The sequence below is a fragment of the Egicoccus halophilus genome (assembly GCF_004300825.1).
Classification (GTDB): domain Bacteria; phylum Actinomycetota; class Nitriliruptoria; order Nitriliruptorales; family Nitriliruptoraceae; genus Egicoccus; species Egicoccus halophilus.
Map to the genome: position 1 here is coordinate 1919702 of NZ_CP036250.1, position 24573 is coordinate 1944274.

General features: G+C 72.9%; 21 protein-coding genes and 1 tRNA gene. 11 read left to right on the forward strand and 11 right to left on the reverse strand.

Features of this window, described 5'->3' with window-relative positions:
- The first annotated feature begins 8 nt into the window (after nt 1-8).
- The gene (locus tag ELR47_RS08555; RefSeq protein ID WP_130649518.1) at nt 9-434 is read left to right on the forward strand and encodes an ankyrin repeat domain-containing protein; all 426 of its coding nucleotides are present in this window, start codon (nt 9-11) and stop codon (nt 432-434) included.
- A gap of 52 nt (nt 435-486) precedes the next feature.
- On the opposite strand, the gene ELR47_RS08560 is transcribed toward ELR47_RS08555, so the two are convergent.
- The 4 genes from ELR47_RS08560 to ELR47_RS08575 all read right to left on the reverse strand — a co-directional run bounded on the left by ELR47_RS08560 (nt 487) and on the right by ELR47_RS08575 (nt 4343).
- On the reverse strand, nt 487-1305 hold the full coding sequence (locus ELR47_RS08560) for an alpha/beta fold hydrolase (protein WP_130649519.1): 819 nt from the start codon (nt 1303-1305) through the stop codon (nt 487-489).
- A gap of 194 nt (nt 1306-1499) precedes the next feature.
- Nucleotides 1500-2900, reverse strand: a complete 1401-nt coding sequence (locus ELR47_RS08565; RefSeq protein ID WP_130649520.1) for a multicopper oxidase domain-containing protein — start codon at nt 2898-2900, stop codon at nt 1500-1502.
- A gap of 230 nt (nt 2901-3130) precedes the next feature.
- Nucleotides 3131-3553: a pyridoxamine 5'-phosphate oxidase family protein gene (locus ELR47_RS08570; RefSeq protein WP_165403954.1), complete on the reverse strand. Its 423-nt coding sequence runs from the start codon at nt 3551-3553 to the stop codon at nt 3131-3133.
- A 142-nt stretch (nt 3554-3695) separates the two neighbouring features.
- On the reverse strand, nt 3696-4343 hold the full coding sequence (locus tag ELR47_RS08575; protein WP_229730526.1) for a response regulator: 648 nt from the start codon (nt 4341-4343) through the stop codon (nt 3696-3698).
- Between the two features lie 127 nt (nt 4344-4470).
- On the opposite strand from ELR47_RS08575, the gene ELR47_RS08580 reads away from it, so the two are divergent.
- Nucleotides 4471-6063 carry a sensor histidine kinase gene (locus ELR47_RS08580; protein ID WP_130649523.1) on the forward strand — a complete coding sequence of 531 codons (1593 nt, stop codon included), beginning with the start codon at nt 4471-4473 and terminating at the stop codon, nt 6061-6063.
- A gap of 48 nt (nt 6064-6111) precedes the next feature.
- On the opposite strand, the gene ELR47_RS08585 is transcribed toward ELR47_RS08580, so the two are convergent.
- From ELR47_RS08585 to ELR47_RS08595, 3 genes are all read right to left on the reverse strand, one after another.
- Nucleotides 6112-6585 carry a hypothetical protein gene (locus ELR47_RS08585; protein WP_130649524.1) on the reverse strand — a complete coding sequence of 158 codons (474 nt, stop codon included), beginning with the start codon at nt 6583-6585 and terminating at the stop codon, nt 6112-6114.
- A gap of 178 nt (nt 6586-6763) precedes the next feature.
- The gene (ppc, locus tag ELR47_RS08590; RefSeq protein ID WP_130649525.1) at nt 6764-9502 is read right to left on the reverse strand and encodes a phosphoenolpyruvate carboxylase; all 2739 of its coding nucleotides are present in this window, start codon (nt 9500-9502) and stop codon (nt 6764-6766) included.
- Nucleotides 9503-9639: 137 nt separating this feature from the next.
- On the reverse strand, nt 9640-10161 hold the full coding sequence (locus tag ELR47_RS08595) for an MOSC domain-containing protein (protein ID WP_130649526.1): 522 nt from the start codon (nt 10159-10161) through the stop codon (nt 9640-9642).
- 41 nt (nt 10162-10202) lie between these two features.
- Between ELR47_RS08595 and ELR47_RS08600 the strand changes: the two genes are divergently transcribed.
- From ELR47_RS08600 to ELR47_RS08615, 4 genes are all read left to right on the forward strand, one after another.
- Nucleotides 10203-10766 (forward strand): DsbA family protein, encoded by a 564-nt coding sequence (locus tag ELR47_RS08600; protein ID WP_130649527.1) that lies wholly within the window; start codon nt 10203-10205, stop codon nt 10764-10766.
- 146 nt (nt 10767-10912) lie between these two features.
- Entirely contained in the window at nt 10913-11902 is a 990-nt protein-coding gene (locus ELR47_RS08605) for a PD-(D/E)XK nuclease family protein (protein ID WP_130649528.1), read from the forward strand.
- Between the two features lie 2 nt (nt 11903-11904).
- The gene (locus ELR47_RS08610) at nt 11905-12399 is read left to right on the forward strand and encodes an HIRAN domain-containing protein (protein ID WP_130649529.1); all 495 of its coding nucleotides are present in this window, start codon (nt 11905-11907) and stop codon (nt 12397-12399) included.
- Between the two features lie 155 nt (nt 12400-12554).
- Nucleotides 12555-14144, forward strand: coding sequence for an asparagine synthetase B family protein (locus tag ELR47_RS08615; protein ID WP_130649530.1), 1590 nt, complete (start codon nt 12555-12557; stop codon nt 14142-14144).
- Nucleotides 14145-14159: 15 nt separating this feature from the next.
- Here ELR47_RS08615 and ELR47_RS08620 read toward each other — a convergent pair whose 3' ends face one another.
- Nucleotides 14160-15953, reverse strand: a complete 1794-nt coding sequence (locus tag ELR47_RS08620) for a VanW family protein (protein WP_165403955.1) — start codon at nt 15951-15953, stop codon at nt 14160-14162.
- Nucleotides 15954-16200: 247 nt separating this feature from the next.
- Here ELR47_RS08620 and ELR47_RS08625 point away from each other — a divergent pair, with 247 nt between their 5' ends.
- The gene (locus ELR47_RS08625) at nt 16201-17538 is read left to right on the forward strand and encodes a murein hydrolase activator EnvC family protein (RefSeq protein ID WP_130649532.1); all 1338 of its coding nucleotides are present in this window, start codon (nt 16201-16203) and stop codon (nt 17536-17538) included.
- 69 nt (nt 17539-17607) lie between these two features.
- On the forward strand, nt 17608-18333 hold the full coding sequence (locus ELR47_RS08630) for an anti-sigma factor domain-containing protein (protein ID WP_130649533.1): 726 nt from the start codon (nt 17608-17610) through the stop codon (nt 18331-18333).
- A 22-nt stretch (nt 18334-18355) separates the two neighbouring features.
- Here the strand turns inward: ELR47_RS08630 and ELR47_RS08635 are convergent, their stop codons facing one another.
- Both ELR47_RS08635 and ELR47_RS08640 read right to left on the reverse strand, forming a co-directional pair.
- Complete coding sequence (locus ELR47_RS08635; protein ID WP_130649534.1) at nt 18356-19027, reverse strand: PhoU domain-containing protein; 672 nt, start codon at nt 19025-19027, stop codon at nt 18356-18358.
- A 33-nt stretch (nt 19028-19060) separates the two neighbouring features.
- Nucleotides 19061-20206, reverse strand: a complete 1146-nt coding sequence (locus ELR47_RS08640; RefSeq protein ID WP_205745526.1) for a Na/Pi symporter — start codon at nt 20204-20206, stop codon at nt 19061-19063.
- Nucleotides 20207-20668: 462 nt separating this feature from the next.
- On the opposite strand from ELR47_RS08640, the gene ELR47_RS08645 reads away from it, so the two are divergent.
- The 3 genes from ELR47_RS08645 (at nt 20669) to ELR47_RS08655 (ending at nt 22714) form a co-directional block, all read left to right on the forward strand.
- A complete protein-coding gene (locus tag ELR47_RS08645; protein WP_130649535.1) occupies nt 20669-21343 on the forward strand; it encodes a response regulator transcription factor in 675 nt (224 codons plus the stop codon).
- Nucleotides 21343-22593 carry a HAMP domain-containing sensor histidine kinase gene (locus ELR47_RS08650; RefSeq protein ID WP_130649536.1) on the forward strand — a complete coding sequence of 417 codons (1251 nt, stop codon included), beginning with the start codon at nt 21343-21345 and terminating at the stop codon, nt 22591-22593. Before ELR47_RS08645 ends, ELR47_RS08650 begins: the two co-directional genes overlap by 1 nt.
- Nucleotides 22594-22642: 49 nt before the next feature.
- Nucleotides 22643-22714 (forward strand) — tRNA-Val (locus ELR47_RS08655).
- Between the two features lie 114 nt (nt 22715-22828).
- On the opposite strand, the gene ELR47_RS08660 is transcribed toward ELR47_RS08655, so the two are convergent.
- Nucleotides 22829-24412 (reverse strand): DUF3618 domain-containing protein, encoded by a 1584-nt coding sequence (locus tag ELR47_RS08660; protein ID WP_130649537.1) that lies wholly within the window; start codon nt 24410-24412, stop codon nt 22829-22831.
- Nucleotides 24413-24573: the final 161 nt, after the last annotated feature.

Here is a 24573-nt window from a genome sequence, read left to right on the forward strand (position 1 = left end):
CTGCGGGCATGAGCGACCCTGACGCATCCACGCCCGCCGGCACGCCCGCGCTCGACGACGAGACACTGGCGTTCGCCCGTCGCATGTTCGATCTTGCCCGGGCCGGGGATCCGGAGCTGTTGGCCCAGGTCGACGCCGGCCTGCCGGCGAACCTCACGAACGGTGAAGGGAGCACCCTGTTGCTGCTGGCCGTGTACCACGGCCGCGACGACCTCGCGCAGGGGCTTCTCGAGCGGGGCGCTGACGCGCAACGGATCAACGACCGCGGTCAGACCGCACTCGCGGCGGCCGCCTTCCGGGGCTCGACCCGGATCGCCCGGTCCCTGCTCGACGCCGGTGCCGACCCGCGCGCCGGATCTCCCGATGCGCTGGAGACGGCCCGCTTCTTCGAGCAGCACGAGGTCCTCACCCTGCTCGCGTCGCGGGCCGACTGACACGGCGTGGCCGGGAGCAGCAGGTCTCGGACGCGCCGGGCCGACGGCGACGTCAGGCGACCGGGGTGGGTTGCAGGGCGCCGGCGAGGAAGGCCCGGATCGCCGGGTGGGCCAGTTCGAGGTCGCGACCGGCGAGCAGACGGTGGCGCGCCCGGGGCAGGAGGTGCTCGGTCAACGCCGACCGCGGGGTGACCAGCCGACGCAGCGTCTCCCCGCTCGGCCCGGCCGGGATCAGGGCGTCGTCGCCGCCGTGCAGCCACAGCACCGGCAGCCGCAGGCGCGGGCCGCGCTCGATGGACGTCAGGCCGCGGTGCAGCGCGGCCGGCGTCGCCATCGGCAGCCCGCCGTGCCACACGAGCGGGTCGCCGGCGAACCGTCCACCCACGGACGGGTCGCTCGACAGGGCTCGGGCCGTCGGAGGTTCGACCGACAGGCGCGGATCGTCGAGGTACGCCCCGGGCCGCACGCCCAGCAGCGGCGCGGCGAGCACGATCGCGGCCAGGGTGTCGGGCAACTGCTGGGCGAGCCGGGTCGCGACCGTTCCGCCGGTGCCGTGCCCGAGCACCATCACCGGCAGGTCCGGATCGCGGGCGCGGGCCAGCTGCAGCAGCAGCCGCTGGTCGTCGACGGCTGCGTCGAGGTCGTCGATCAGCCCCGGCGTGCCATCCGAGCGTCCGTGCCCGGCCTGGTCGAGCGCATAGACGCGAGCGCCGTCGGCCACCAGCCGTTCGGCGAGGGCGTCGTAGTGGCCGACGTGTTCGCGCAGACTGTGACAGATCAGGACCAGGTGGTCGGCCTCCGGCGAGGACCAGCCGACGACGTGACGTTCGCCGGTCACGCCCTGCATGAGCTCCGCACTGGCGACGAGCACTGCGACTCCGGATCCGCCGGCACCGGACAGGCCGGCCTCTGCGCCCCAGACTAAGTCGCTTGACCAGAACCGGCCCTGCCCGTTGGGGCAGTGCCGGACATGCCGCCGGATTTCCGCCGCGTGAGGCGGCCGAACGGGTCGGGCCGCGGAACCCGAGGGTTCCGCGGCCCACCGTCCGCCGGCATCGGTGCCGGTCACTCCTCGACGATGAGGGCCGTGACCATGCCGTACATGCCCTCGTCGCTCTCGGCGTGCGTGAGGATGTGGCAGTGGAACGCCCACACCCCGGCCTCCTCCGCCGGCACCAGCACCGAGAAGCGCTCGCCCGGTGCGACGTTGACGGTGTCGGACCAGTAGGGCTGCTCCAGCGGGAAGCCGTCCTTGGCGACCACCAGCTGCGGCACGCCGTGCAGGTGCATCGGGTGGATCTGGTAGCCCTCGTTGTAGTAGTGGATCAGGATGTTGTCGCCCTTCTTGGCGACGATCGGCGCCGTGGCGGGGAACGACTTGCCGTTGATGCTCATCCCGATGGTGCCGGCGTCGTTGACGACCATCGGCACGACCTGGTCGATGGTGGTGTCGGCGGGCAGTTCGCGGCCACCGATCACGCTGCCGCCCTCGGGCATCGGCAGGTCACCGACCAGGAACACGCCCCACATGCCGTTGGGGACCTTCATCTGGGCGTGGTGGTGCGGGTGGTACATGTTGACGGCCGACTCGGTGGTCACGAACGAGTAGGTGTGCGACTCGCCCGAGGGGATCAGTTCCTGGGTCAGCGGGGCGAAACCGTCCTGATTGTTGGGGACCTTGATGCCGTGCCAGTGGACGTCGGTGCCCATCGGCAGGTTGTTGGTGACGACGACCTCGACCTTGTCGCCGGGCTGCGTCTGGATCATTGGACCGGGGATCTGGCCGTTGTAGGCCCAGCCCTCGACGATCTTGCCCGGTTCGACCTCCCAGTCGATGATCTCGGCCGTCAGCTCGAACCGCTTGGTGCCGTCCTCCAGGATGGTGGGCTCGAGGGGCTGGTTGCCCAGGCCTTCGGTCGCTGCCGGGAACTCCAGGATGGTGTCGTGCATCGCCGCGTCGAGCGCGGCCCAGTCGGTGTCGGCACCGTGGCCGCCGTGGTCGGCGTGGCTGTCGACGGCGGCGACCGGCTCGGCGCTCACGCCGTCACCCTCGAGGATCGTCAGCGTCCCGGTCATGCCGCCCGAGGCGTGGCCGGCGACCGTGCAGTGGACCTCGTAGGTGCCCGGCGCCAGGGAGGCGAGGTCCAGCGTGGCCGACTCGCCGCTGTTGAGCATCGGGGTGGCCAGACCCGTGTCGACGACCTCGAGGTCGTGCGCGATGGCGCCGCCGTTGGTGACCTGCAGGACACCGCCCGCGGCGATCTCGATGGCGCCCGGGGCGATGGCGAACTCGGACAGTTCGACGGCCACCTCGGCGGCCTCGTCGCTGCTGGCCGCGGCGACGGCCAGCGCCGGCCCGTCCCCACCCCTGGCCGCGGCGGTGATGAGTGCGCCAGCGCTGAGCACCAGGGCGATCATCGCGATGACTGCGACGGCGATGGCGCCGACCGTACGTTCCTCCGACATGACGTCTCTCCTCTGCACGTCCGTCCGCGGGCGTGGACCGCGGCCGTGGCGCGGTGGGCACTCCACCGTGTCGCCGTTGTCGGGAACTGTCGCTCGCGATGCCGGGCGTCGGCAGGGCGCGACGTCATCAGCCCGGGGGGACCTTGGACCCTCCTGCACCGGGACCCTTCGGCGGCACCGGACCTCGCCGGCGGCCGTCGGGCGCGGTCAGGACTCCCGGACGGCGGTGCTCAGGACGCCGGGCGGCGCAACCGTCGACCGTGGACCTCGTCGGGACGCAGCCGCACGACCATCGAGCGCATGGCGGTCGGCGCCGCCCAACTGTCGAGCTCGGCCACCAGGCGACGGGTCTCGGCGTCGTCGACCGGCTCGGCCGTGCCCTGCACGAGCACGCTCCACCCGACCGACCGGGCCGGGTCGTGGTCGTCGACCTGGAACGCCACGGGACGGCCGAGCAGCAGCGCCTCGGTCTTGGCGCCCTGCAACGCCCGGAACACCACCGTGCGGCCGTCCACGACGTGGTTGACCGGGACGATGACCGGCGCCCCCCGGTCCACGTAGGCCAACCGGCCCAGCGGGCGGGAACCGAGCAGCGTCAGACACTCCTCGAGCGACAGCACCTCGAGTTCGTGACGATCCGTGGCGTGGTCCATGGTCGGCCCCCGTGGGCTTGCGGGTCGGCGTCCAGCCGGGGACAGCATGCCAATCCGAACGCCCGTGCGCCCAGGGTCGCGTGACCCACGAAGGACAGGACCTGTGGCCTGCCGCCGGCCCGGCGCGTGCAGCAGCCGCGGATCAGATCTCGCCGCGCTCGACCTGGGTGTAGAACACCGCGGCTTCGGTCCGCCGCTGCATGCCGAGCTTGGCGAGCAGGTTGGAGACGTAGTTCTTCACCGTCTTCTCGGCGAGGTGCATCCGCTCGGCGATCTGCCGGTTGGTGAGACCCTCGGCGATGAGCGCCAGGATGCGGCGCTCCTGCTCGGACAACGAGGTGAGCCGCGGGTCCTCCTCGTCCCCGCGACGCAACCGCTCGAGGACCTTGCCGGTGACCGACGGATCGAGCAGCGAGTCGCCGGCGGCGACCCGCCGGATGGCGTCGAGCAGGTCGGGACCGCGGACGTCCTTGAGCAGGTAACCGGCCGCACCCGCCATGATGGCGTCGAACAGCGCCTCGTCGTCGCCGAACGAGGTCAGCATCAGGCACGCGATGCGCGGGTCGCGAGCGCGGACCTCGCGGCAGACCTCGACCCCGTTGCCGTCGGGCAGTCGCACGTCGAGGACGGCGACGTCGGGCTGTCGCTGGGCGATGCCGGCCAGCGCCATCCCGGCGGTGGCGGCGTCGCCGACGACCTCGAGGTCGTCCTCGGCGTCGATCAGGTCCTTGAGACCGCGGCGCACGACCTCGTGGTCGTCGACGAGGAAGACACGGACGGGCTCGGCCACGGGCGGACTCCGGCTCGGGAGGCTCAGGGGTGACCACACTAGGGTGGCGGGACACGGTCCCGTGCAAGGTAGCGCCGTCACCCGGCACGGACGGCGGATCGGACCGGATGCCGGAAGGAAGCACGACATGGACCAGACCAGCAGCGGCCGCGCCGACCTCCGCGCCACCCAGATCCTCGATGCGGTGTCCGCCGTGACCGCCGACCTGGAGCTCGAGTCGGTGCTCGGACGGGTGGTCGAGGCGGCCTGTGACCTGGTCGATGCCCGCTACGGCGCACTCGGGGTCGTCTCCCAGGACGGCAACGGGCTCTCCGCGTTCGTGCACCGGGGCATCGACGACGAGACCGCCGCCGCGATCGGCCACCTGCCCGCCGGTCGGGGCATCCTCGGTCTGCTGATCGAGCAGCCCGAGCCGGTCCGGCTCGCCGACATCACGGCCCATCCGACCTCGTACGGCTTCCCCGCCCACCATCCGCCGATGCACAGCTTCCTCGGCGCCCCGGTACGGGTGCGCGGACGGGTGTTCGGCAACCTGTACCTGGCCGAGAAGCGAGGCGGTGACGTCTTCACGCAGACCGACGAGGAGGTGGTCATCGGGCTGGCCGCCGTCGCGGGCACGGCGATCGAGCACGCGCGGCTCTACGACGAACTCAGCCAGCGTGAACGCTGGCGCGACGCGGTGCTCGAGGTGACCACCTCGGCGCTGGTGGGGGCGCCGTTGGGGGAGGTACGCGAGCGGCTGGCCTCGTTCGCCTGTTCGTTGGTCGACGCCGAGGTCGGCGTCGTCGTCGGCCCGCACGAGGACGGGCTGTGGATCCTCGCCGCCAGCGGTTTGGACGCACCGCGCCACGGGTTCCTGCCGGCTCCCGAAGGGCCGGCGTGGGGAACGCTGCTCGAGGGCATCCCGGTGCGCAGCGACACCGGTCCGGTCTTCGGCGCCCGCCCCTCGCTGTGGGTCCCGCTGCGCACCGGCGAGGAGGTGGTCGCGGCCCTCGGGGTGGCCGGCGCGTCGCCGTTCGGCGACCGCGACGAGGCACTGCTCGAAGGCTTCGCCGCGCAGGCCTCGCTGGTGCTGACGACCGAACGGGCCCGTGCGGACCTGCAGCGGATGTCGCTGATCGAGGACCGCGAGCGGATCGGGCGCGACCTGCACGACACGGTCATCCAGCGGCTGTTCGCGACCGGGCTGTCGCTGCAGGCCACCCGCAAGCGCGCCGAGGCCGTCCCCGACGTCGTCGAGCGGCTCGACCGGGCGGTCGACGAGATCGACCTGACCGTCAAGGAGATCCGCGCCACCATCTTCGCGCTGCAGTCGAGCGGTCGCGCCGGAGGCGGCCTGCGCTCGAGCGTGCTGGAGGTCGTCGAGGAACTGACGCCGCACCTGCCACGCGCACCGCGTGTGCGCTTCGACGGACCGATCGACACCGCCGTTCCGCCCGCGGTCGGCGAGCAGCTGCTGCCGGTCCTGCGCGAGGCGCTCACCAACGTCGCGAAGCACGCGGAGGCGTCCGACGTCGAGGTGGAACTGTCCGTGGACGCCACGGGCCTGACGTTGCTGGTCAGCGACGACGGTCGCGGCATCCCGGACCGTCCGGGACAGGGCCTGGGGCGCCGCAACCTCGACGAGCGCGCGAGCCGGCTCGGCGGCGAGGTGCACTGGACACCCGGCGCCGGCGGCCGCGGCACGCAGGTGCGCTGGCGGGTCCCGCTGGCGGGCTGATGCGCCGCCGCGGCCGGCCGCTCGTTGGCGACCGCCGACGGTCCGGTCTCAACACCCCGCCGGGGTCGGCACCGCCGTCTGCAGGTTCTCCGCGAGGTCCTCGAGGTAGCGCTCGAGACTGCGCTGGGCGACGCGGCCCAACGCGACGCCGTCGAGCGCGGCGCCGACCGAGCGACCCGGCGGGACGTAGCGCCCGTCGAGGATCAGGGTGACGCGTCCGGGTCCGAGCACGTGCAGGCCGAGCTCGCCGTCGAAGGCGGGCAGCAGGCGCTCGGGGCGGCCGTCGTCCTCGTTGATCGGGTCCCAGCGCAGCGAGCGCCAGTGGGTCGAGCCCACCACCCAGGGACTGCCGACCTGGACCAGGACCGACTTCGCCATGCCGCCGGCACGCAACGTCGACACCAGGCCACGCTCGTGCCGGCGGCCCTGCGGCAGCCACCGCAACGGCTCGTCCAGGAAGGCCGTCAGGGACGGCTGCGGGTCGCCCGGCAAGGGCAGGAACAGTCGAACGGTGCGCTCCATGATTCCACCTCCACGTCGCAGGACCGTACGGCCGCGACCAGGAGGCGCAGCAGGGCTCAAGGTCCCGAGTCCTGGGACCTGTGGCACACCGGCGCCCGGGCCGGCCAGCCGCGTCGGGCGACGTGGGGGCGCCGCGACGGGCACCGCGGCCGCCGGGGACCCGGCGGCCGCGGTGGGATCAGCCGGTGTTGCGCTGTCCTGCCGCGATGCCGTTGGTGGCGACCAGCACCGCTTCGCGCAGTGCCCGCACGGTCGCCTCGTCGTGCTCGTCGCGCAGGCGGTGCAGCAACGCCACCTGCACCCCGTGGAGCGGGTCGAGGTACGGGTCACGCAGCCGCAGCACCTCGGCGAGGTCGTCGTCGTGACCGACGAGACGGTCGTGGCCGCGCACCCGCAGCAAGGCCGACACGGTGCGGTCGTACTCGGCCTGCAGGCGGGGGAACACGGCGTCGCGGACCGGTTCGCTCGCGAGGCTCGCGTAGGCGGCCGCGATGCGGAAGTCCGCCTTCGCCAGGGCCATCTCGACGTTGTCGAGGATCGCCTGCAGCAGCGGGCTGCCGGCGACCAGCGCCTGCAACTCCTGCCAGCGTCCGTCGTCGTCGGCCGCCCAGCTGTGGATGGCCGACCCCAGCCCGTACCAGGCCGGCAGGTGCACCCGGCACTGCGTCCAGGCGAACACCCACGGGATCGCGCGCAGGTCCTCGATGCCGCGACCGGCCTGACGGCGGGCGGGCCGCGACGCGATGTTGAGCTCACCGATCGCGTCCAGCGGGGTGGCCTCGTGCAGGTAGTCGACGAGTTCGGGGGTGTCGTGCACCAGCTCGCGGTAGGCGGCGCGCGCCAGTGCCGCGAGCTCGTCGAGCACGGCGTCGGTGTGCTCGTCGGTCGTCGGGGGACGGTCGGGCGCGGCGGTGAACAGCACCGCGTGCAGCACCTGCTCGAGGTGCCGGTGCGCCAGTACGGGATCGCGGTAGCGCGCCGCGATCACCTCGCCCTGCTCGGTCAGCTTCAGGCGTCCCCGCACGGCTTCGGGTGGTTGGGCCCGGATGGCCGCGTTCGCCGGACCGCCGCCACGGCCGATGCTGCCGCCCCGGCCGTGGAACACGGTGAGCTTCACCCCGTGCGCGTCGGCCACGCGCACCAGGTCCCGCTGCGCGCGGTGCAGCTGCCAGGTGGCCGCCAGGTAGCCGGCGTCCTTGTTCGAGTCGGAGTAACCGATCATGATCTGCTGGTGGTCACCCCGGTCGCGCAGGTGCTCGCGGTAGGGCGGGCAGGTCAGCAGCTCCTCGAGCACCTGTGGCGCACGCACGAGGTCGTCGACCGTCTCGAACAGCGGGACGACGTCGAGGCCGCCGTCGCAGCGGGCGTCGCGGGCCATCACGAGCACGGCGAGCACGTCGGAGACCTGCTCGGTCATCGAGATGATGTAGGTGTCGATCGCCTCCCGCCCGAGGCGCTGGTGGGCGCGGCGGATGACTCGAAAGACCTCCAGGGTCTCGTTGGTCTCCTCGTCGAAGTCGAGCACCGCCGGGGCCAGGGGCCGCTCGGCCTGGAGTTCCCGGGTGAGCAGCGCCACCCGGTCGGCCTCGTCCAGCGTCCCGTAGGCGTCGGCCTCGTCGTAGCGGCCGAAGACCGCGGCCAGCGCAGCGACGTGCCGACGGGTGTGCTGACGGATGTCGAGGGTCACGAGATGGAAGCCGAAGACCTCGGCCTGGATCTGCAGCGATCGCAGTCGCCCGTCGGCGATGACCCCGGCGCCGGCCGAACGCAGGCTGTCGCGCAGCAGCTCGAGGTCGGCCACCAGCTCGGCCGCGTCCGCGTAGGCACGCGGATCGACCTCACGGTGCCGCCAAGGACGCCGGGCCAGCTGCTCGGTCACCAGCAGCACCTGGTAGACGAGTGCCAGGAACTGGCGGTGGGGCTGCGAGGGGTACTTGCGTTCGATGTCCGCGGCCTCGTCAGGAAGGAGCTCGCGCAACTCCCGCAGGCGCTGGTCCAGCGCCGCGGACGCACCGCGCCGTTCGCTGACCGACAGGTGGGCGTGCAGGCGGTCGATGCTGCGTCGCAACAGCTTCAGCGAGAGCAACTGGTGCTCGCGCAAGGTCTGCTCGGTCACGTCGGGCGTGACGTTTGGGTTGCCGTCGCGGTCGCCGCCGATCCAGGACCCGAGCCGGAAGAACCCGTCGACGGACACCTCGTGACCGGGATAGACCGCGTCGAAGGCGTCGCGCAGGTCACGGTGCAGGCGTGGGACGAGGTCGAACAGGACCGACTCGGTCCAGTACAGCCCGTTGCGGACCTCCTCGATGACCGACGGCGGGCGGACCCGGGTCTCGTCGGTCAGCCACAGCGAGGCGATCTCCTCGGCGAGGTAGCGCTCGAGATGGGCATGGCGTTCCGGCGGGAGCGGGTCGGCGTCGAGCTCGCGCAGTCCGCCGGCGATCCGGCCGAGCTTGGTCAGGGTGGTCCGGCGCTTGGACTCGGTGGGGTGGGCGGTGAGCACCGGACGGACGTGGACCTCGGCGACGGCCGCAGCGGCCTGTTCGGCGGTCAGTCCCCAGTCGGCCAGGGTGCGCACCGCCGCCAACAGCGTCTCGCTGTGCGGGGTGCCGGCCTTCCCGGCGGCGACCCGGTCGACGGTGAGCTGGCGCACCATCGCCTGGTCCTCGGTGAGGTTGATCAGCCGGAACCAGGCCGCGAACGCACTGACGACGACGATCGCGTCCTCGACGGAGATGTCGGTGAGCAGCCGGGTCAGCTCCGGGCCGGCGTCGGCGTCGCCGCGGCGGCCAGCGATCGACAGGGCACGGACCTGCTCGACGAGGTCGAGACGGTCGTCCCCCTCGATGGTGGCGATGGTGCGACCGAGCAGGTCGCCGAGCAGTCGCACCTGGGCGCTGGTGGCCTCGCGGTCCATGATCCTCCGAACGTCGGGAGCTCGTAGCGGGCGGGAGCGGGACTGCCGAGGCTAGTGATCACGGCGCGTCCGTCGGGACCGCCCGCCCCGCCGACGGGGGCACCGCCCGTCGGCGCGCGTCCACCGGTGCGCGGCGCTCACGTCTCGGTGCCCAGTGGTCCCTCGCCTGGAGGACACAGCCGGACCTCGTCCCCGACGTGGACGGTGCCCGGCGTCAGCACCCGTGCCGTGACGCCGCCGTGACCGCGCACGGCCTGGTAGCCGCCCGGGCCGAGCTCCTCCTCCATCCGGGAGCACGGATGGCACGGCCCGGTGGTCTCGAAGTCGACCTCGCCGATGGTGAAGCGACGACGACCGAGCGCGGCGAGGTTGATCCCGGCCACCAGCAGGTTGCGTCGCAGTCGTGCCGGGTCGATCCGGTCGGCCCCGACCAGGGCCGCCACGACCGGCAGGTGCTCGGCCTGCAGCAGCGTCACCTGCCGCTTGCTGCGCAGGTCGGGACGCGGGCGGGTCGCCCGACGGTCACCGAGCAGCCCGCGTCCGGGTACGGCCTCGGCGGCCTGGGGCGTGACCATCGGACCTCGGCGTTCGGTGCGCAGGCCGATCCAGGCCAGCCGGCCGGGTTGCGGCACGGTCGCGAGCAGGGAACGGACGTCCATGGTCGGCAGCGTAGGCTGGCCGGAGCGGCACGACGACGGGTGTGGCCTTGCTGACGCTCTACTTCGACTATCCCTCCGCGGCCAGCGTCGTGGCGGTGCTGCGGTTGCAGCGTCTGGCCGACGACGGCCTGCCGGTCGTCTTCGAAGGGTTCGACACGCTGGGACTCGACACGTCCCTGCCGGTGACGCTGGACCAGTACGAGGACCTCGAGCGCAACGGCGCCCGCGCGGCCGAGCTCGGGATGCCCCTGCGGCGTCCGTCCCGGCGGCCGCCGACGATCGGTGCCCACCTCGTCGGTGCGCTCGCCACCGAGACGGGACTCGGCGCCTCGTGGCGCACCACGTGTCTGCGCGCCTACTGGACCGAGGACGCCGATCTGAGCGAGGCCGAGGTGCTGTCGGCACTCGGGGAACGGGCGGGGCTCGACCCGGACGCCTGTCGGACCGCGCTCGAGGACCGCAGGGCCCGCCTCCGGCTGCGTCAACGGATGGTGGCGCTGCGCGGCCGGGGGATCGGTGGCGTACCGGTGCTCGAGGTCGCCGGCGGGACGTTGCTGTCACCGGACGTGCCGGACGCCGATCTGCGGGCGCTCGCCGGGAGTTGACGCGCCGACCCGCCTGGGGACAGTGCGCGGGAGACGTCACCGGTGCCTCCTACGCTGGTCACCGGCCGGCGACCGGCCGTGCGCCCGTCGTCGGTGGAGCGCCGTCGGTGGAGCGCCGACGGTGGAGCGCCGGGGGAGGAGCGTCGATGGGTGACGAGCTCGTGCTGGACCATCCGGCCAGGCGTCGACTGGCCGAGGACCTGCTGGGCTGGGGACAGCCGCGGCCGCCCGACGACCCCCAGTTGGTCGCCGAGTTGCGTGCGACGCTCGAGGACGGACTCGGGACCTTCGGCGACGCACTGGCCCGGACGGCGGCGCAGCGGCGCGGACGGCTGCTGGTCACCAAGTCGGCACTGGACCGGCTCGCCTGTGACGGCTGGCAGCTCGAGCCCAAGCCCTACGAGCACGCGTGGGCCAACGTGCGTGGCACCCTGACGCACCTCGCGGTGGAGCGGGACTTCGCCGAGGAACGTGGCGACGACGCGGCGGCCGTCGTCTCCCGGGTGTGGCACGCCGAGGCCACCCGGCGTCCGGGCGACCCGGCGTCGCTGTCACGCTGGCTCAACGAGCGCTCCACCGCCGATGCCGCACAGCTGTGCGAGGAAGTGGCCGGGCTGCTCTCCGGCTTCCGGGAGGTGTGGCCGCCCCTGCCGCGGCGTGCCGTGCGTGCGCGGGTCGAGCGACCGGTCGAGGTGTCGTTGGGCGACGGCTCGGTCGTGCTGCGCGGGGTGCCCGACCTGGTGTTGGTCAGTCCGCGTACCGATGATCGCGCCCGCACGCTGGTCGTCGACCTCAAGACGGGCCGTCCCCGCCCGGAACACGATCGTCACGAACTGCGCTTCTACGCCCTGCTCGTGGCCCTCGCGACGGGCCGACTGCCGTTCCGGTGGGCCACCTACTACGTCACCGAGGGGCGTGCCGAGGTGGAGTCGCTGCGCGCCGACACCCTGCACGTGACGGTGCGTCGCGTGCTCGACGGCGTCCGCCAACTGGTGCGCGTCACCGGAGCGGCGGAGGCGGACCTGCGGCTGCAGGGTGGTTCCTGGTGCCGGTTCTGCCGTCGGGAGGACCGGTGCGACACCGCCGCGGAGGCCCGGCGGCTGCACCTGCTGTCACACCCGTCCGGCAGCTTGTGACCATGACCGACCTGCGCCACACCGCCGCCGCCTCGGCACCGTCCATCGGTGCCGCCCTGCGGGCGTTCCGGACCCCGGTGCGCGGGCACGCCTTCGCCGCGCGCCCGCCGGAGGCAGCACCGCTGCAGCCCGGACGCCGTCTCGCCCTCCGGCGGGAACCGGACAACCCGGTCGATCCGCTCGCGGTCGCGGTCTGGACGTCGCCCGCCGACGGCGAGGCCGCGACGGCCTGGCGGGTCGGCTACCTCGACCGTCAGGTCGCGGCGCGCCTCACCCCGCGCCTCGACGCGGGCCTGCGCGTCGAGGCCCGGCTCGACGGCTGGATCGCCGAGCCCCAGGGCCGGTGGCGCCGCCCGGTCGTGCTGCTGCGGCCGGGTACGGCCGCGACACCGCCGCTCGAGGCACCGAGCCGGCCTCGCTCCGTGCGTGCGCTGCCGGCGGACCGTCCCGGGTTGTGGGGGCGGCCCCCCGGCGTGCGCATCCGTCCCGTGAACTGAGTGGTCGGTACCGGTCCCACGCGCAAGCACGCAACGGGACCCGACCGCCTGCTCCGTGGTGATGCTTGCGACGACCGACGTTCCCGCACCTAGCCTGTCCACGACCGCGCCAGCGTGGCCGGCTGCCCGCGCCGACCACCGTCGATGGGAAGGGCATGTCGACCGACTTCGCCGCGCTCGACGCCCGCTCACCGCTGCCACCGGACGAGCTGCCCCGCCAGTGGGTGCTCCGCCGCGACGGCGGCCCGCTTCCCGAGGGCTGGCAGCACCGCATGCACCACGGTTGGCACCTCGCGGCTCATCCGGACGCGCACGTGTGCGAACTGACGGGTGTCGACGGGAACCGGCTGGGTTGGCTCCTCGAGCCGCAGGTTCGACTCGGCGGCGAACGCGACGGCGTGGTCGGCGAGTCGCTCGTGCTCGATCTGACCGCGGCGTGCGGACCCGAGGAGATCGAGCGCGCGTTGTACGGCCGTGACCGACGCGGTCACACCGACGGTGACGGCGTCGAGGGCACCTGGGTCGCCGTCGTCGTGGCCGGCGCCGGCCCCAACGCGCTGCGCCGGGTGTACGTGGGCGCGATGCACTCGATCGTCTTCAGCGCCGAGGCCCGCGTGGTCGCCACGACCGCCAACCTCGTCCCGGATCTCCGACGCGACGAGGCACTCAGCCACGCCTTCGACCCGCTTGCCACGAATGCCTCCTACACGTTCGGCCTGACGGCGCACCGCGGCGTGCGTCGACTGTTGCCGAACCACTACCTCGATCTCGACGATTTCGAGGCCCGCCGGCACTGGCCCGTCGCCGCGCTCCCGCCGCTCGACGACGGGAGGGCTGCGGCGATGGCCGTGGTGGAACACGGACGGCGTCTGGTCCGGGCGCTGGCGACGGCGCACCGGGAGTACCGGGTGTTCCTCTCGGCGGGTCGGGACAGTCGGGCCGTGCTGGCACTGCTGCGACCGTTCGTCGCCGAAGGTGTCGTCGACGTCCGGCTGTCGACCACGACCAGCGACGACCTCGGCCGTCGGACCGACCTCCAGGCGGCACGGCGGCTCGCCCGCATGACGGGCCTTGCCCACGACGTCGACCGCCGGCAGGCCCACGACGCCTCCGACGTCGAGGTGCAGCGCATGTTCCTGCGCATCGGTGAGGCGAAGGCCGGTCCCGTCCTGTCCACGCCGGCCCTCGTCGCCGGCGAACAACGCGACACCGGGCGGTTCAAGCTCGCGGGCATGGCGGGCGAGACCGCACGGGGCTTCTACTGGGGGCCGCCGGACCGGCACGGGGTGCGCACGCCGCCGCCGCGGGTCGACGCCGATCTCCTGCTCGAACGCACCGAGTCGCCGCGTACCCCGACGACGCTGACGGCCGCCGACGCGTGGCTGCAGGGACTGCCCGCCGGCCTGCGTGACCGTCCGGCCGACGTGCTCGATCTCGCCTACGTCGAGCAACGGCTCGGTTGCTGGGAAGCGCCGTCGAGGTACCTGTGGCCCGGCCGACCGCTGGTCAGCAGCCCGATGGCGGCCTGCCGCAACCTCGAGTTGATGCTGCGGCTCCCGATCGACCACCGTGCCCGGGGGCGGCTGCAACACGACATGGTCGCGTTCGCCTGGCCGGAGTTGCTGCGGGTGCCGTTCAACCGGCCCACCGGGTGGCTGGCCCTGCCTGGTCGTGCGCGCCGGTTGGCTCGGGCGCCGCGTGCCGTGCGTCGGCGGGTGTCGGAGCGGCGCGAGGCACGGCGCTGAGCAGGCCGGGGCGACTCAGCAGGCCCCGCGCTCGACGATGCGGTTCTGCGGGGAGTACACCGTCCGGATCGTCTGCTGGTCGCTGCCGCCACCGATCCGTTCGACGGTCCGTACCACCTCGACGGTGAAGCCCTCGTTCTGTCCCTGGATCTCCCGCTCCTGGCCACAGGCCAGGTCGTCGACGGTGCGGGTCTGCGTCTCGGGGGCGACCCGGTCGGTGGGGCTGCCGTGTTGCGCACGGACCGTCTCGGCCACCGGCTGTCCGTAGAGCGTCACGGTGATCGCTCCGGAGGTGTAGGAGGTGCGCACCACGATGGCCCCGTCGGTGTCGTTGGTGAAGCGCACGTCGAGCGTCGGGTACGACAGCGTCGCTTCCCGCCCCATCGGGTAGCGCGAGATGTAGAACGAGTGCGCCTGCCACTGGTCGAGCTGCACACCGGCGAAGAAGGCCGCGTTGAAGGTGGTGGTGCCGAACTGCGACACCCCGCCCCCGCAGGTGTCGACCAGCTCTCCCTGGACGATGGTCCCGGCCTCGACGTAGCCGCGTTCACAACGTCGCTCGCCGGAGAGCTCGTTGATGGAGAACTGCTCGTCGGGCAGCACCAACGTGTCGTCGACCACGTCGGCCAGCCGCTGGATGTTCTGCACCCGGGGTTGCCCGCCGGTGTAGTAGGTGGTGAACGTCCCGATCACGTGGGTCGGTCGCAGCTCCTCGGCGCGCGCCGTGTCCAGGTCCGGGTCGACGACCTCGACCTCGAGCTCGGCCTCGCGCACGTTGTCGGCGAACAACTGCTCGAGCTGGTCGGCGGCAGCCTCGGGGTCGAACCGGCTGCCGGGCTGACCGCCCGCGACGTCGACCGAGACCTCGACGGGGGAGAAGCTGGTGGATCCTTGCGGGTCGAAGCGACTGGGCGGTGCGCGATCGGTGACGAAGCTCGCGTCCTGGGGCGGGGTGTCGAAGCGGTCGACGGTGTCGCCGAGTACCTCCTCGAGCCGTTGCGGTGTCACCTCGATGGCCAGCGTGGACGGCGCGCCGTCGTCGCCGTCCGGCTGGGGCGTGACCTCGATCAGACGGGCGATCGTGCCCGGCTCGAGGGTCAGCTGCTCACCGGCCGCCTCCAGGATCAGTGGCGCCGCCACGGCGCCCTCGACCTGGGTCGCCACCTGCTCGAGGTCCTCGTCGGCCACCGGTTGGGGCGTGGTGTCCACCGGCAGGTCGAGCTCGTCGGGTCCGGCCTCGAGCATCGCCTCGGTCAGCACGGTGGTCAGCTCGTCGCGCCGCACGCTCGCCCGTCCCTGCGCCGGTTCGACGCTGACCTCGAGGGTGTCGGGGTCGGCGACCACGTCGCCCGGGAACTCCTCCCGGTCCACTTCGGTGGCGATCTCGTCGACCCGGGCGGCCAGGGCCTGCTCGTCATGGCGCTCCCGCAGCGGGTACTCGCGTTCGGTCCACAGGCTGCGGACCCGTTCGAGCGCGTCACCGGGCAGCCCGTCGCGGCCACGGCTCGCCGCGGCCGCGACCGTCGCCGCAACGTCGACCTCGAAGCCGACGTCGGCCGGTGCGACGACGAACTGCCGGTCCTCGAACGCGAGCGTCACGGTGTCGCGACGTCGCTGTTCCACCACGTCCTGGAGCTCGCCGGTGGCCTCCTCGGGCGCGAGCCCGCCGAGCTCGACGCCTGCCACGGTGGTGTTGGGCAGGATCTCGCCGCCCTGCGCGAGCCACAACCCGCCCAGGACGAGCAGCACGAGACCCACGACGGCACCGACCACGGCACCGACGACCACGGGCAGGTTGCGTTCAGCCATGACGTCTCGAGGGCCCGGAAGCAGCGACAGCAGCGACGGCTCCGCACGACCGGAACCGGCCCGCGAGCGTACCGCCGGCGACGACCCGGTCGACGACCGTGACCCGCCGGACGGTGCCCGCGCGCCGTCCCCAGGTGGTGGTCGAAGGTGCATCCGCCGAGGTCGTGGGCTAGCTTGTCTGGCCGTCCGCCGCGCCGGCCGTCGACGGGACGCCCCCATCCCGAGGCCAGCTCCGGCGGGCAGGCGCGTGCGTGCACGCACCGGTACGGCGCCGCCGATCCCGGAGGAACAGTTGCGGTCTCGATTCCTGCGCGTGGTGGCCCTGGCGACGGCGGTCGCCCTGGGCACGGTCGTGCCCACCGCCGGTGCCCAACAGGCCGAACAGCGCCAACTCGAGGAGGCGCATGCGCGGCTCGATGCCCTGGGGCGCGAGATCCGCCAGGCCGAGCACCGTGCCGACGACGCCGAGGCCGAGCTCGCCGACGCCGACGAACGCCTGGCCGAGGTCGAGGCGGTGGTCAACGAGGTCGCCGCCGCGGTCGAACGGCAGCGCGGCGCCGTGCGGGAGGCCGAGGAGCGCCTGGAGCGCGTCGAGGCCGAGGCCGCCGAGGTGGCCGACGCGTTCGCGGACCGGGCGGCACGCATGTTCAAGGAGGGCCCGAGCGTGCCGTTCCAGCTGCTGTTGGACGCCGACGGCGCGCAGGAGGCGATGACGCGTACCTCCTACCTCCGGGTCATCACGCAGGCCGACCGGGTCACCATCGAGAGCCTCGAGGCGGCACAGACCGCCGTGGAGGCCGAGCGGGAGCGGTTCCAGGCCGAACAGGACCGGCTCGAGGCCATGCTCGCCGAGCAGCAGGAACTGCTGGACGAGGTCGAGCAGTTGCGCCGAAGTCGCGCCCTGGCCGCCGCCGCTGCCCGCGACGAGCTCGCGCGGCTCGAGTCGGAGCACGACGACCTCGAGCAGGACGCGGCCGCGCTCGAGGTCCTGATCCGCGAGCAGCAGGAGCTCGCCCGGCGGCAGGCCGAGGCCGACGAGCGCCGCCGTGCCGAGGCCGCGGCCAGCCGCGCCGCCGACCGGTCCACGGCCAGCCGGAGCAGCACGAGCGGTGGCGAGCGCCGCCGCGCCGCGGACGGCACCTCCGCAGCCGGCAACACGACGGCCGGTTCGGCAGGAGGCGCGGCACGCGGCTCGGCACCGTCGTCGTCGGGCTTCGCCTGGCCGCTGTGCGCCCCGGTCACCTCCGAGTTCGGCCCGCGCTGGGGGCGGCTGCACGCCGGGATCGACCAGGGCGCCCGGACCGGCAGCCCGATCGGTGCGGCCAAGGCCGGCACCGTCATCTTCGCCGGATGGCAGGGCGGGTACGGCAACCTCGTGCTCATCGATCACCACGACGGTGTCGTCACCGCCTATGCCCACCAGAGCTCGATGACGGTCGGTCGCGGTCAGTCGGTGTCGCAGGGACAGACCATCGGCTACGTCGGCAACACCGGCAACTCGACCGGCCCCCACCTGCACTTCGAGACCCGCGTCAACGGCTCGGCGGTCAACCCGCGCCAGTACCTCTCCGGTGGTCCCTGCTGACCGGCTCGGGCGGGCGGCCCGGACCGTCCGGACTGTGCTCGGCGTCGGCCAGCGCGTACGCTTCGCCGCATGCGGGGAGAGCACGAGCGGTACGAGGAGTTGGCGGTCGGGCACGTGCTCGGCGGTCTCGACGCGGGCGACGCCGCCGACTTCCGCAGCCACCTGCTCGGTTGCCGGGACTGCCGGCTGCGGGTGGCGGAGTTGCGCGACCTGGCCGCCGACCTCGCCGCCGCCGAACGTGAGGAGCGTGCGCGCGCCAAGGTGCGGACCGAGGTCGTGCGGCGTGACGACGTCGAGGATCCGGAACCGGCCGCGGCGACGTCCCGGATCGGTATCCGGCACGTGACGGTCGCGACCATCGCGGTGTTGTTGCTCGCGGGCGCGATGGGGTTCTGGAACCTGCACCTGCGCACGGCCGCGGCGGCCTATGCGCAGGCGGCCACCTACCGGGGTGAGACGTTGCGCCTGCTCGCCGGCGGGGTGTCCGTGCCCGTCGACGTGGCCGAGGACGTCACCGCACTGGTGATCGTCGACGGCGAACGCGTGGCGTTCACCGTGCGGGACCTGCCGTCGCTCGCGGAGGGGGAGCGGCTCGAGGTGTGGCTGATCGACGGCGACGAGGTCGTGCGGGCCGGCCCGCCGGTCACGGAAGCCGACCTCGACGACGGGGCGCTGGCCGGTCACGTGGACGACGCCGATGCGGCCACCCTCGTGGTCTCGCGGGAGACCGGGCCCTACGTGGGCCGTCCCGCAGGCCCGGAACTCGTGCGGGCACGGTTGCTGGCCCCGGCCTGACCGGAGCCGCGGCGGCGACCGGTCAGGTGCGGTCCTCGGGGTCCTCGTCGAAGTAGTCCAGGCGGTCGACGGGGACCACCACCGCGGACAGCACGTTCATCAGGTGGGCGACGATGCGCTTGAGATAGCGGAACATCAGCGCCCGGGCGACCGCACCGGGGGACTGGTCCTCGCCACGCACCAACGCCGAGACCCGGTCGTCGCAGTCGTCGAGCAGTTGGTCGCCCCGCATCAGCACGTCCCGGGCGCGTTCGGTGTCGCGGGCACCGAACACGTCGCCGGCGTCGGAGACCAGCCGGGACACCTCGAAGCGCAGCTCGTTGAGCTCGTCGATGTCTCCGGCGGTGTCGAGCCGGGCGCCGTCGGCCGCCAGGTCGTAGAGGTTCTTGGCGTAGTCGCCGATGCGCTCGACGTCCTTGACGATCGACATGTAGATCAGGATCGCCGGCGTGTCGATTCCCCCGTGGACGCTGGCATGGACGACCAGTTCCCGGCGGATCTCCCGCTCCGCCTCGTTGACGCGGTGGTCGGTCGCGCGCAACTCGGCGCCGACGCTGTGCGGCGCTGCGCCGCCGAGCAGCGCCGACATCGCGAGGTCGAACGCGTGACGGTCGTCGGCGAACATCCGCTGCAGCGTGGCCTCGATCCGGTCGAGCCGGTCGGTGCCGTCGTCACGCAGGAAGCCGAACGGCATGGGAACCCCCTTGGGTCTGGACGGGCGAGGTCACTACGGGATCAGGAAGACGCCCAACAGTGGTACGACGAGGAACAGGCCCAGGACGTAGCCGAACACGACCGAGCGGCGGCGTACGGCCAGGTCGGCGAGCCGCTCGGCGAGTCGCACCGGCACGAGCCTCAGCTTGGGCACCGGGTAGACGACCGCGAGTGCGAGCAGGTTGAACAGCGTGTGCACGAGCGCGATCGTGAGGCCCTCGGGCCGAAGGACGGCCAGCGATGCGAGCAGCGCGGTGATGGTCGTCCCGACGTTCGCGCCCAGCGTGATCGGATAGGCGTTGGGCAGGGTGAGGATCCCGGCGGCCACCAACGGCACCAGGATCGAGGTGGTGATCGTGGAGGACTGCACGGCGACCGTGACCGCGATGCCCACCAGGATGCCCATGGCGCCACCACCACGGCCGACGAGCCGGTTCATGGCCCGCTCGACGCCGCCGGCCACCAGCTCGCGCATGTTCCGCGTGATGAGCCCGAGCGCGAGGAAGATGAGCGCGAGCCCGAGCGTGAGGTAGATCACGCCGGCGAAACGGCCACCCAGCGGATCACCGTCGAAGAGCCCCTCGACCAGCTCCACCGGGAACTTGACCGCGGTACGGATCGGACTGGTGCCGACCTCGGCCACCTCGGTCCCGCGCAGGCGCACGGTGAGCCACTCGGCCGTCTCGGCGAGGAACCCGGTGGCGAGCTCGATCGGCAGCAGCACCGCCACCGCGAGCACGTTGAAGAAGTCGTGCATCGTCGCCCCGGCGAAGCCGCGGCGGAACTCGTCGGAGCGACGGATGTTGCCCAGCGACGCCAGCGTGTTCGTGACCGTCGTGCCGATGTTGGCACCCATGATCATCGGCACCGCGAGCGGCACGGACAGCGTGCCGGCCCCCACCAGGCCCACGATGGTCGAGGTCGACACCGACGACGACTGCACCAGGACGGTGAACAGGATCCCGGCGAACAGCCCGGAGACCGGGTTGGCCACGTTGGTGAGCAGGCCCTCCTGGAAGCCGTCGCCGAGCGCGGCGATCCCCGATTCGAGCAGGCCGACACCCGCCAGGAACGCGTACAGCAGCGCGACGACCAGCAGCGCGCGCAAGGGCGTCGGCAGGTCCCGACGTGCCGCGGCGCGCGACGACGACTCGGCCACGACCAGGTGCCTCGCGTTCGCTGGGTACAGGGCGGGCGGAGCCTATCGGCCGAGGAACGGGCGGGGGACGCCCGGCGTCCCGGCCGCCGGGCCACGTGAGTCGTGCCGGGGAGGTCGGTGACACGCGCGCACAGGCAGGCGAAGAGGGGCGCGCCGTTCGGCGCGCCCCTCTCCTGCTGGTGGAACCTCTGGCACCGCTTCCGCAGGCTGGACGACCAGCCCCGGAAACGTCAGGCGGGACGAGTTCCCGACCGGCGCTCAAGTGGCGGTGCATCGGTTGGATTCCGCCGGACGAACCAGCGACGACCTAGCGGCCGTGCACCTCCAGGGTCCCGTAAGAACTACTGCTATCCAAACGGACCACCTCCTTCCTCTGGTGCGGACAGCGTGCCATACGCGTCAAGTCACCGCGCGTGGTGCCGCCTGCCGGCCGATGGAAGGGCGGCGGCCTACCATGCTCGCATGACTTCACCACCCCGCATCCTGCTGGTCGAGGACGACACGACCCTGCGCGAGTCCGTTGCCGTGGCCCTCCGCGGCGAGGGCTACGAGGTGGTCGCTGCGGCCGACGGCGCGCAGGGAACCGACCAGGTCGACGCCTTCCGGCCGGATCTCGCCATCCTCGACGTGCGCCTCCCCGGCGGGCCCGACGGGTTGGAGCTGGCACGGACCATCCGCGCCCGCGGGGACGCGCCGATCATCTTCGTCACCGCACTCGGCGACGAGGGGGACCGGCTCGCCGGCTTCGAGGCGGGGGGTGACGACTACGTCACCAAGCCGTTCTCGACCCCCGAGCTACTGGCACGCGTGCAGGCGTTGCTGCGGCGTGCGGGTCGGCTGGAGTCACAGGCCTGGCAGATCGACGACCTCGTCGTCGACGAGGCGGCACGCACCGCGGTGCGCGACGGTGTCCCGGTCGAGCTGACGCGGACCGAGTTCGACCTGCTGATCACGCTGGGGCGCAACATCGGCACGGTCGTGTCCAAGAGCCGGCTGCTGGCGCTGGTATGGGGCTTCGAGAGCTACGACGAGAACCTCGTCGAGGTCCACATCAGCGCACTGCGTCGCAAGCTCGAGGCACAGGGGACCCGGCTGATCCACACCGTCCGCGGTGTCGGTTACGTCCTGCGCGGCTGATGCTGCTGCGCTCGCTGCGGCACCGGCTGGTGCTGTTCACGCTCACCATCGTCGCCATCGTGATCCTCGCCAGCGACATCGCGATGTCCCTGACGTTGCGCGAGGAGTTGCAGGGTTCGATGGCCCGGGCACTGGCTGCCCGGGTGGCCCTGGTGGAGGAGCTCGACGGGATCCCCGGGTCCGAACTGCACGAGGTGCTGCTGCGGCGTTCGGTCCCCGCGGTGATCGACACGCCGCAGGGGGAGCGACTGGTGTCCCGCCCGGAGGTCGTCGCGGATCCGGGCATGAGCGAGGTGGTCGAGCTCGAGGACGGTTCGCGGGTCGAGGTCCTCGTCCGTGCCACCGGTGGGGACGGGGCCCTCCAGCGGGTCCGGTTCGCGATCCTCGCGGGCTCGCTCGTGGCCGTGCTCACCGCGCTGGTGCTGCTCGGGGTGTTCGCGCACCGGGTGCTGCGGCCGCTCGACGACATGGTGGAGACGGCCCGGGCCATCACCCGCGGGCGCACCGGCGCGCGCCTGGGACCCGGTGACCCGCGTACGGAGATCGGTCGGCTCGCCAGCGCGTTCGACGAGATGCTCGACGCCCAGGAACGCGCGTTGCAGACCGCCCGCGAGGCGGAAGTGCGCAGTCGACGGTTCCTCGCGGACGCCGCCCACCAGCTGCGGACCCCGGTCGCCGGGCTGCGGGCGGCCAGCGAGGCCCTGCTGCACAGCCCGTCGCCGGCGGAGCAGGACACCCTGGTCGGCAACCTGGCCCGCGAGTCGGCGCGTACCGGCCGGCTGCTCGACGCGCTGCTACGCATGGCCCACCTCGACCGCGGGGAGGACCCGCCCCGGCTGGACACGGACCTGGTGCCGCTGCTCAGTGAGGAGATCGAGCGGCAGCGGGGTCTGGCGCCCTCGCTCGCGATCGACCTCCACGCGCCGGACACCCTCGTGGTACCGCTGGACGCCAACGGGCTGCGTGAGTCCGTGGCGAACCTGCTCGACAACGCCCGCCGACACGCCCGCGCCACGATCGAGGTCGAACTGCGACCGTCGCCGGACGGTGCGCGGCTGCGCATCCGCGACGACGGTCCCGGGTTGGAGCCCGGGACCGAGGAGGCGGTGTTCGACCGGTTCGTGTCGCTCGACGACCGGGGCGGCTCGGGACTCGGGCTGGCGATCGCCCGTGCGTACGCGCGGGCGCACGACGGTGATGTCGTCTGGCGGGACGGGGCCTTCGAGCTGACCGTGCGCGCGCCGGCGTGACCCCGGTTGGCCTCCGGGCGTCCGCGGCGGTACGTTGCGCGCCGCCCAGGGGCACGTAGCTCAGTGGGAGAGCGCTGCCTTCACACGGCAGAGGTCGGAGGTTCGATACCTCCCGTGCCCACCCGGACGACGACACCCCGCCGGCCTGCGAGACGCAGGAACCGGCGGGGTGTTCGCGTTCGACCTGTCGGCGGGCGGTGAGCCGTGACGTCCGGCACCGCCCGCGCCGGTCTCCTCAGCCGTAGCGGTCGACCAGTTCGTCCTTGGTGAGCGCCTCGGCGTCGTCGCGCTCGTGGCCCTGGTGGACGGCGAAGTCGACCCAGTCGGACTTGCGGTCGTTGCGGTTGGGACGACCGGCGTAGCGTTCGATCAGCTCGGCCTTGGTCAGGCGTTGTGCCTCGTCGCGGTCGAGCCCGCGGGCGACGGCGTGGTCGACCCACTCGCCCTTCAGGTCGTCGAGGCGGGGCGGCACCTCGGGGTTCCGGCGCTGGCTGCCGGAGCCGTCCGTGTCTCGCTCGCCGCCGTCGGTCACGGCGCGGGCGTCGTCCTCGTCCCCGTAGCGGTCGATCAGTTCGTCCTTGGTGCGCGCCTCGGCGTCGTCGCGCTCGTGGCCCTGGTGGACGGCGAAGTCGACCCAGTCGCTCTTGAGGTCGCTGCGGTTGGGACGACCGCCGAAACGGTCGACGAGTTCGGCCTTGGTCAGGCGTTCGGCCTCGTCGCGTTCCATGCCCCGGGCAACGGCGTGGTCGACCCAGTCGGGCTTGAGATCGGTGAGCCGGGGCGGCCGATCCGGGTCGGCGGACGTGCTGGCGGTGGTGCCGGCCGTCGAGTCGTCGAACCGGTCGATCAACTCGTCCTTGGTCAGCGACTCCGCGTCTTCGCGGTCGAGCCCGTGCCGGATGGCGTAGGCGACCCAGTCGGCCTTGAGGTCGCCGCGGTTGGGGCGCTCGCCGGCGTCGCGCACGTCGTCGACGTCGCCGTCCTGGTCCTGTGCCTCGTCGGCGACCGGGGTCTCGGCCACCGGCGTCTCGTCGGCGACAGGCGTCTCGTGGGCGACGGGCGTCTCGTGGGCGACGGGTGTCTCGTGGGCGACGGGCGTCTCGTCGGCGACCGGCGTCGTCAGCCTGTCGGGCACGTTCCCGCCGTGCGAGGCCTCGTCCCCACGGGTGTCGTCCCCACGGGGTCGCGGCAGATCGGTGCCGTCGCGCTCCCCGGCGTCGCGGTCCTCGACGTCGCGGTCCCGCGCTCGCTCGTCGCGGTCGCGCTCTCCGCGCTCGAGGGCCGCCCGGGCCGAGCCGAGCAGGCCGCCGATCTCTGCGGCAGGTCGGGGCGTGTGCGTCTGCGTGGCGGCAACGTCCCCGCCGGCGCCCGGTCCCGCGGTGCGTGCGGCGGTTCCCAGCTCGATCGTTCGCGCGCCCTCGGGTGCCCCGGTGCCGTACCCGGTGTCCGACGGCCGGGTCGGCGGCGAGGCCAGGGCCGCGGGAGCGGCGGGTCGCTCCCGGATGGCCGCGCGGAGCGTGCCGAAGACCGCTCCGGCGGCGACGACGATGACGCCCGTGGCAACGGGATGCTCGCGGACGGCATCGGCAACCGGACGCAGGGGACCGTCGTCGCTGGACGGCCCGTCCGGCGTGCCCATGGTCTGCACGCGCAGGTCGTGCAGTCGTCGTCGCATGCCGGCAACGGCGCGACGCCGTACTTCACTCGGCTGCGCACGGGTGCGCAGTTCCTCGACGGTCGCGCCGAGATCGGCACGGGTCTCGTCGATGTCCTCTCGGAGACCGCCGTCGGGCGGGGATGCGGTGGACGATGTGGACATGGAAGCTCCCGGTGTCTTTGCGTTTCCTCAGACTGCATCGCAGCGATCGCGCCGGTGGACCCGGACGATGTGGACGCACGCTGGCATCTGGCCCATTCGCTCCGGTCGGTCACCTGGCCGGGTGACCGGGTCATCTGCCCGGACGCACGAGGCCGGTCGCA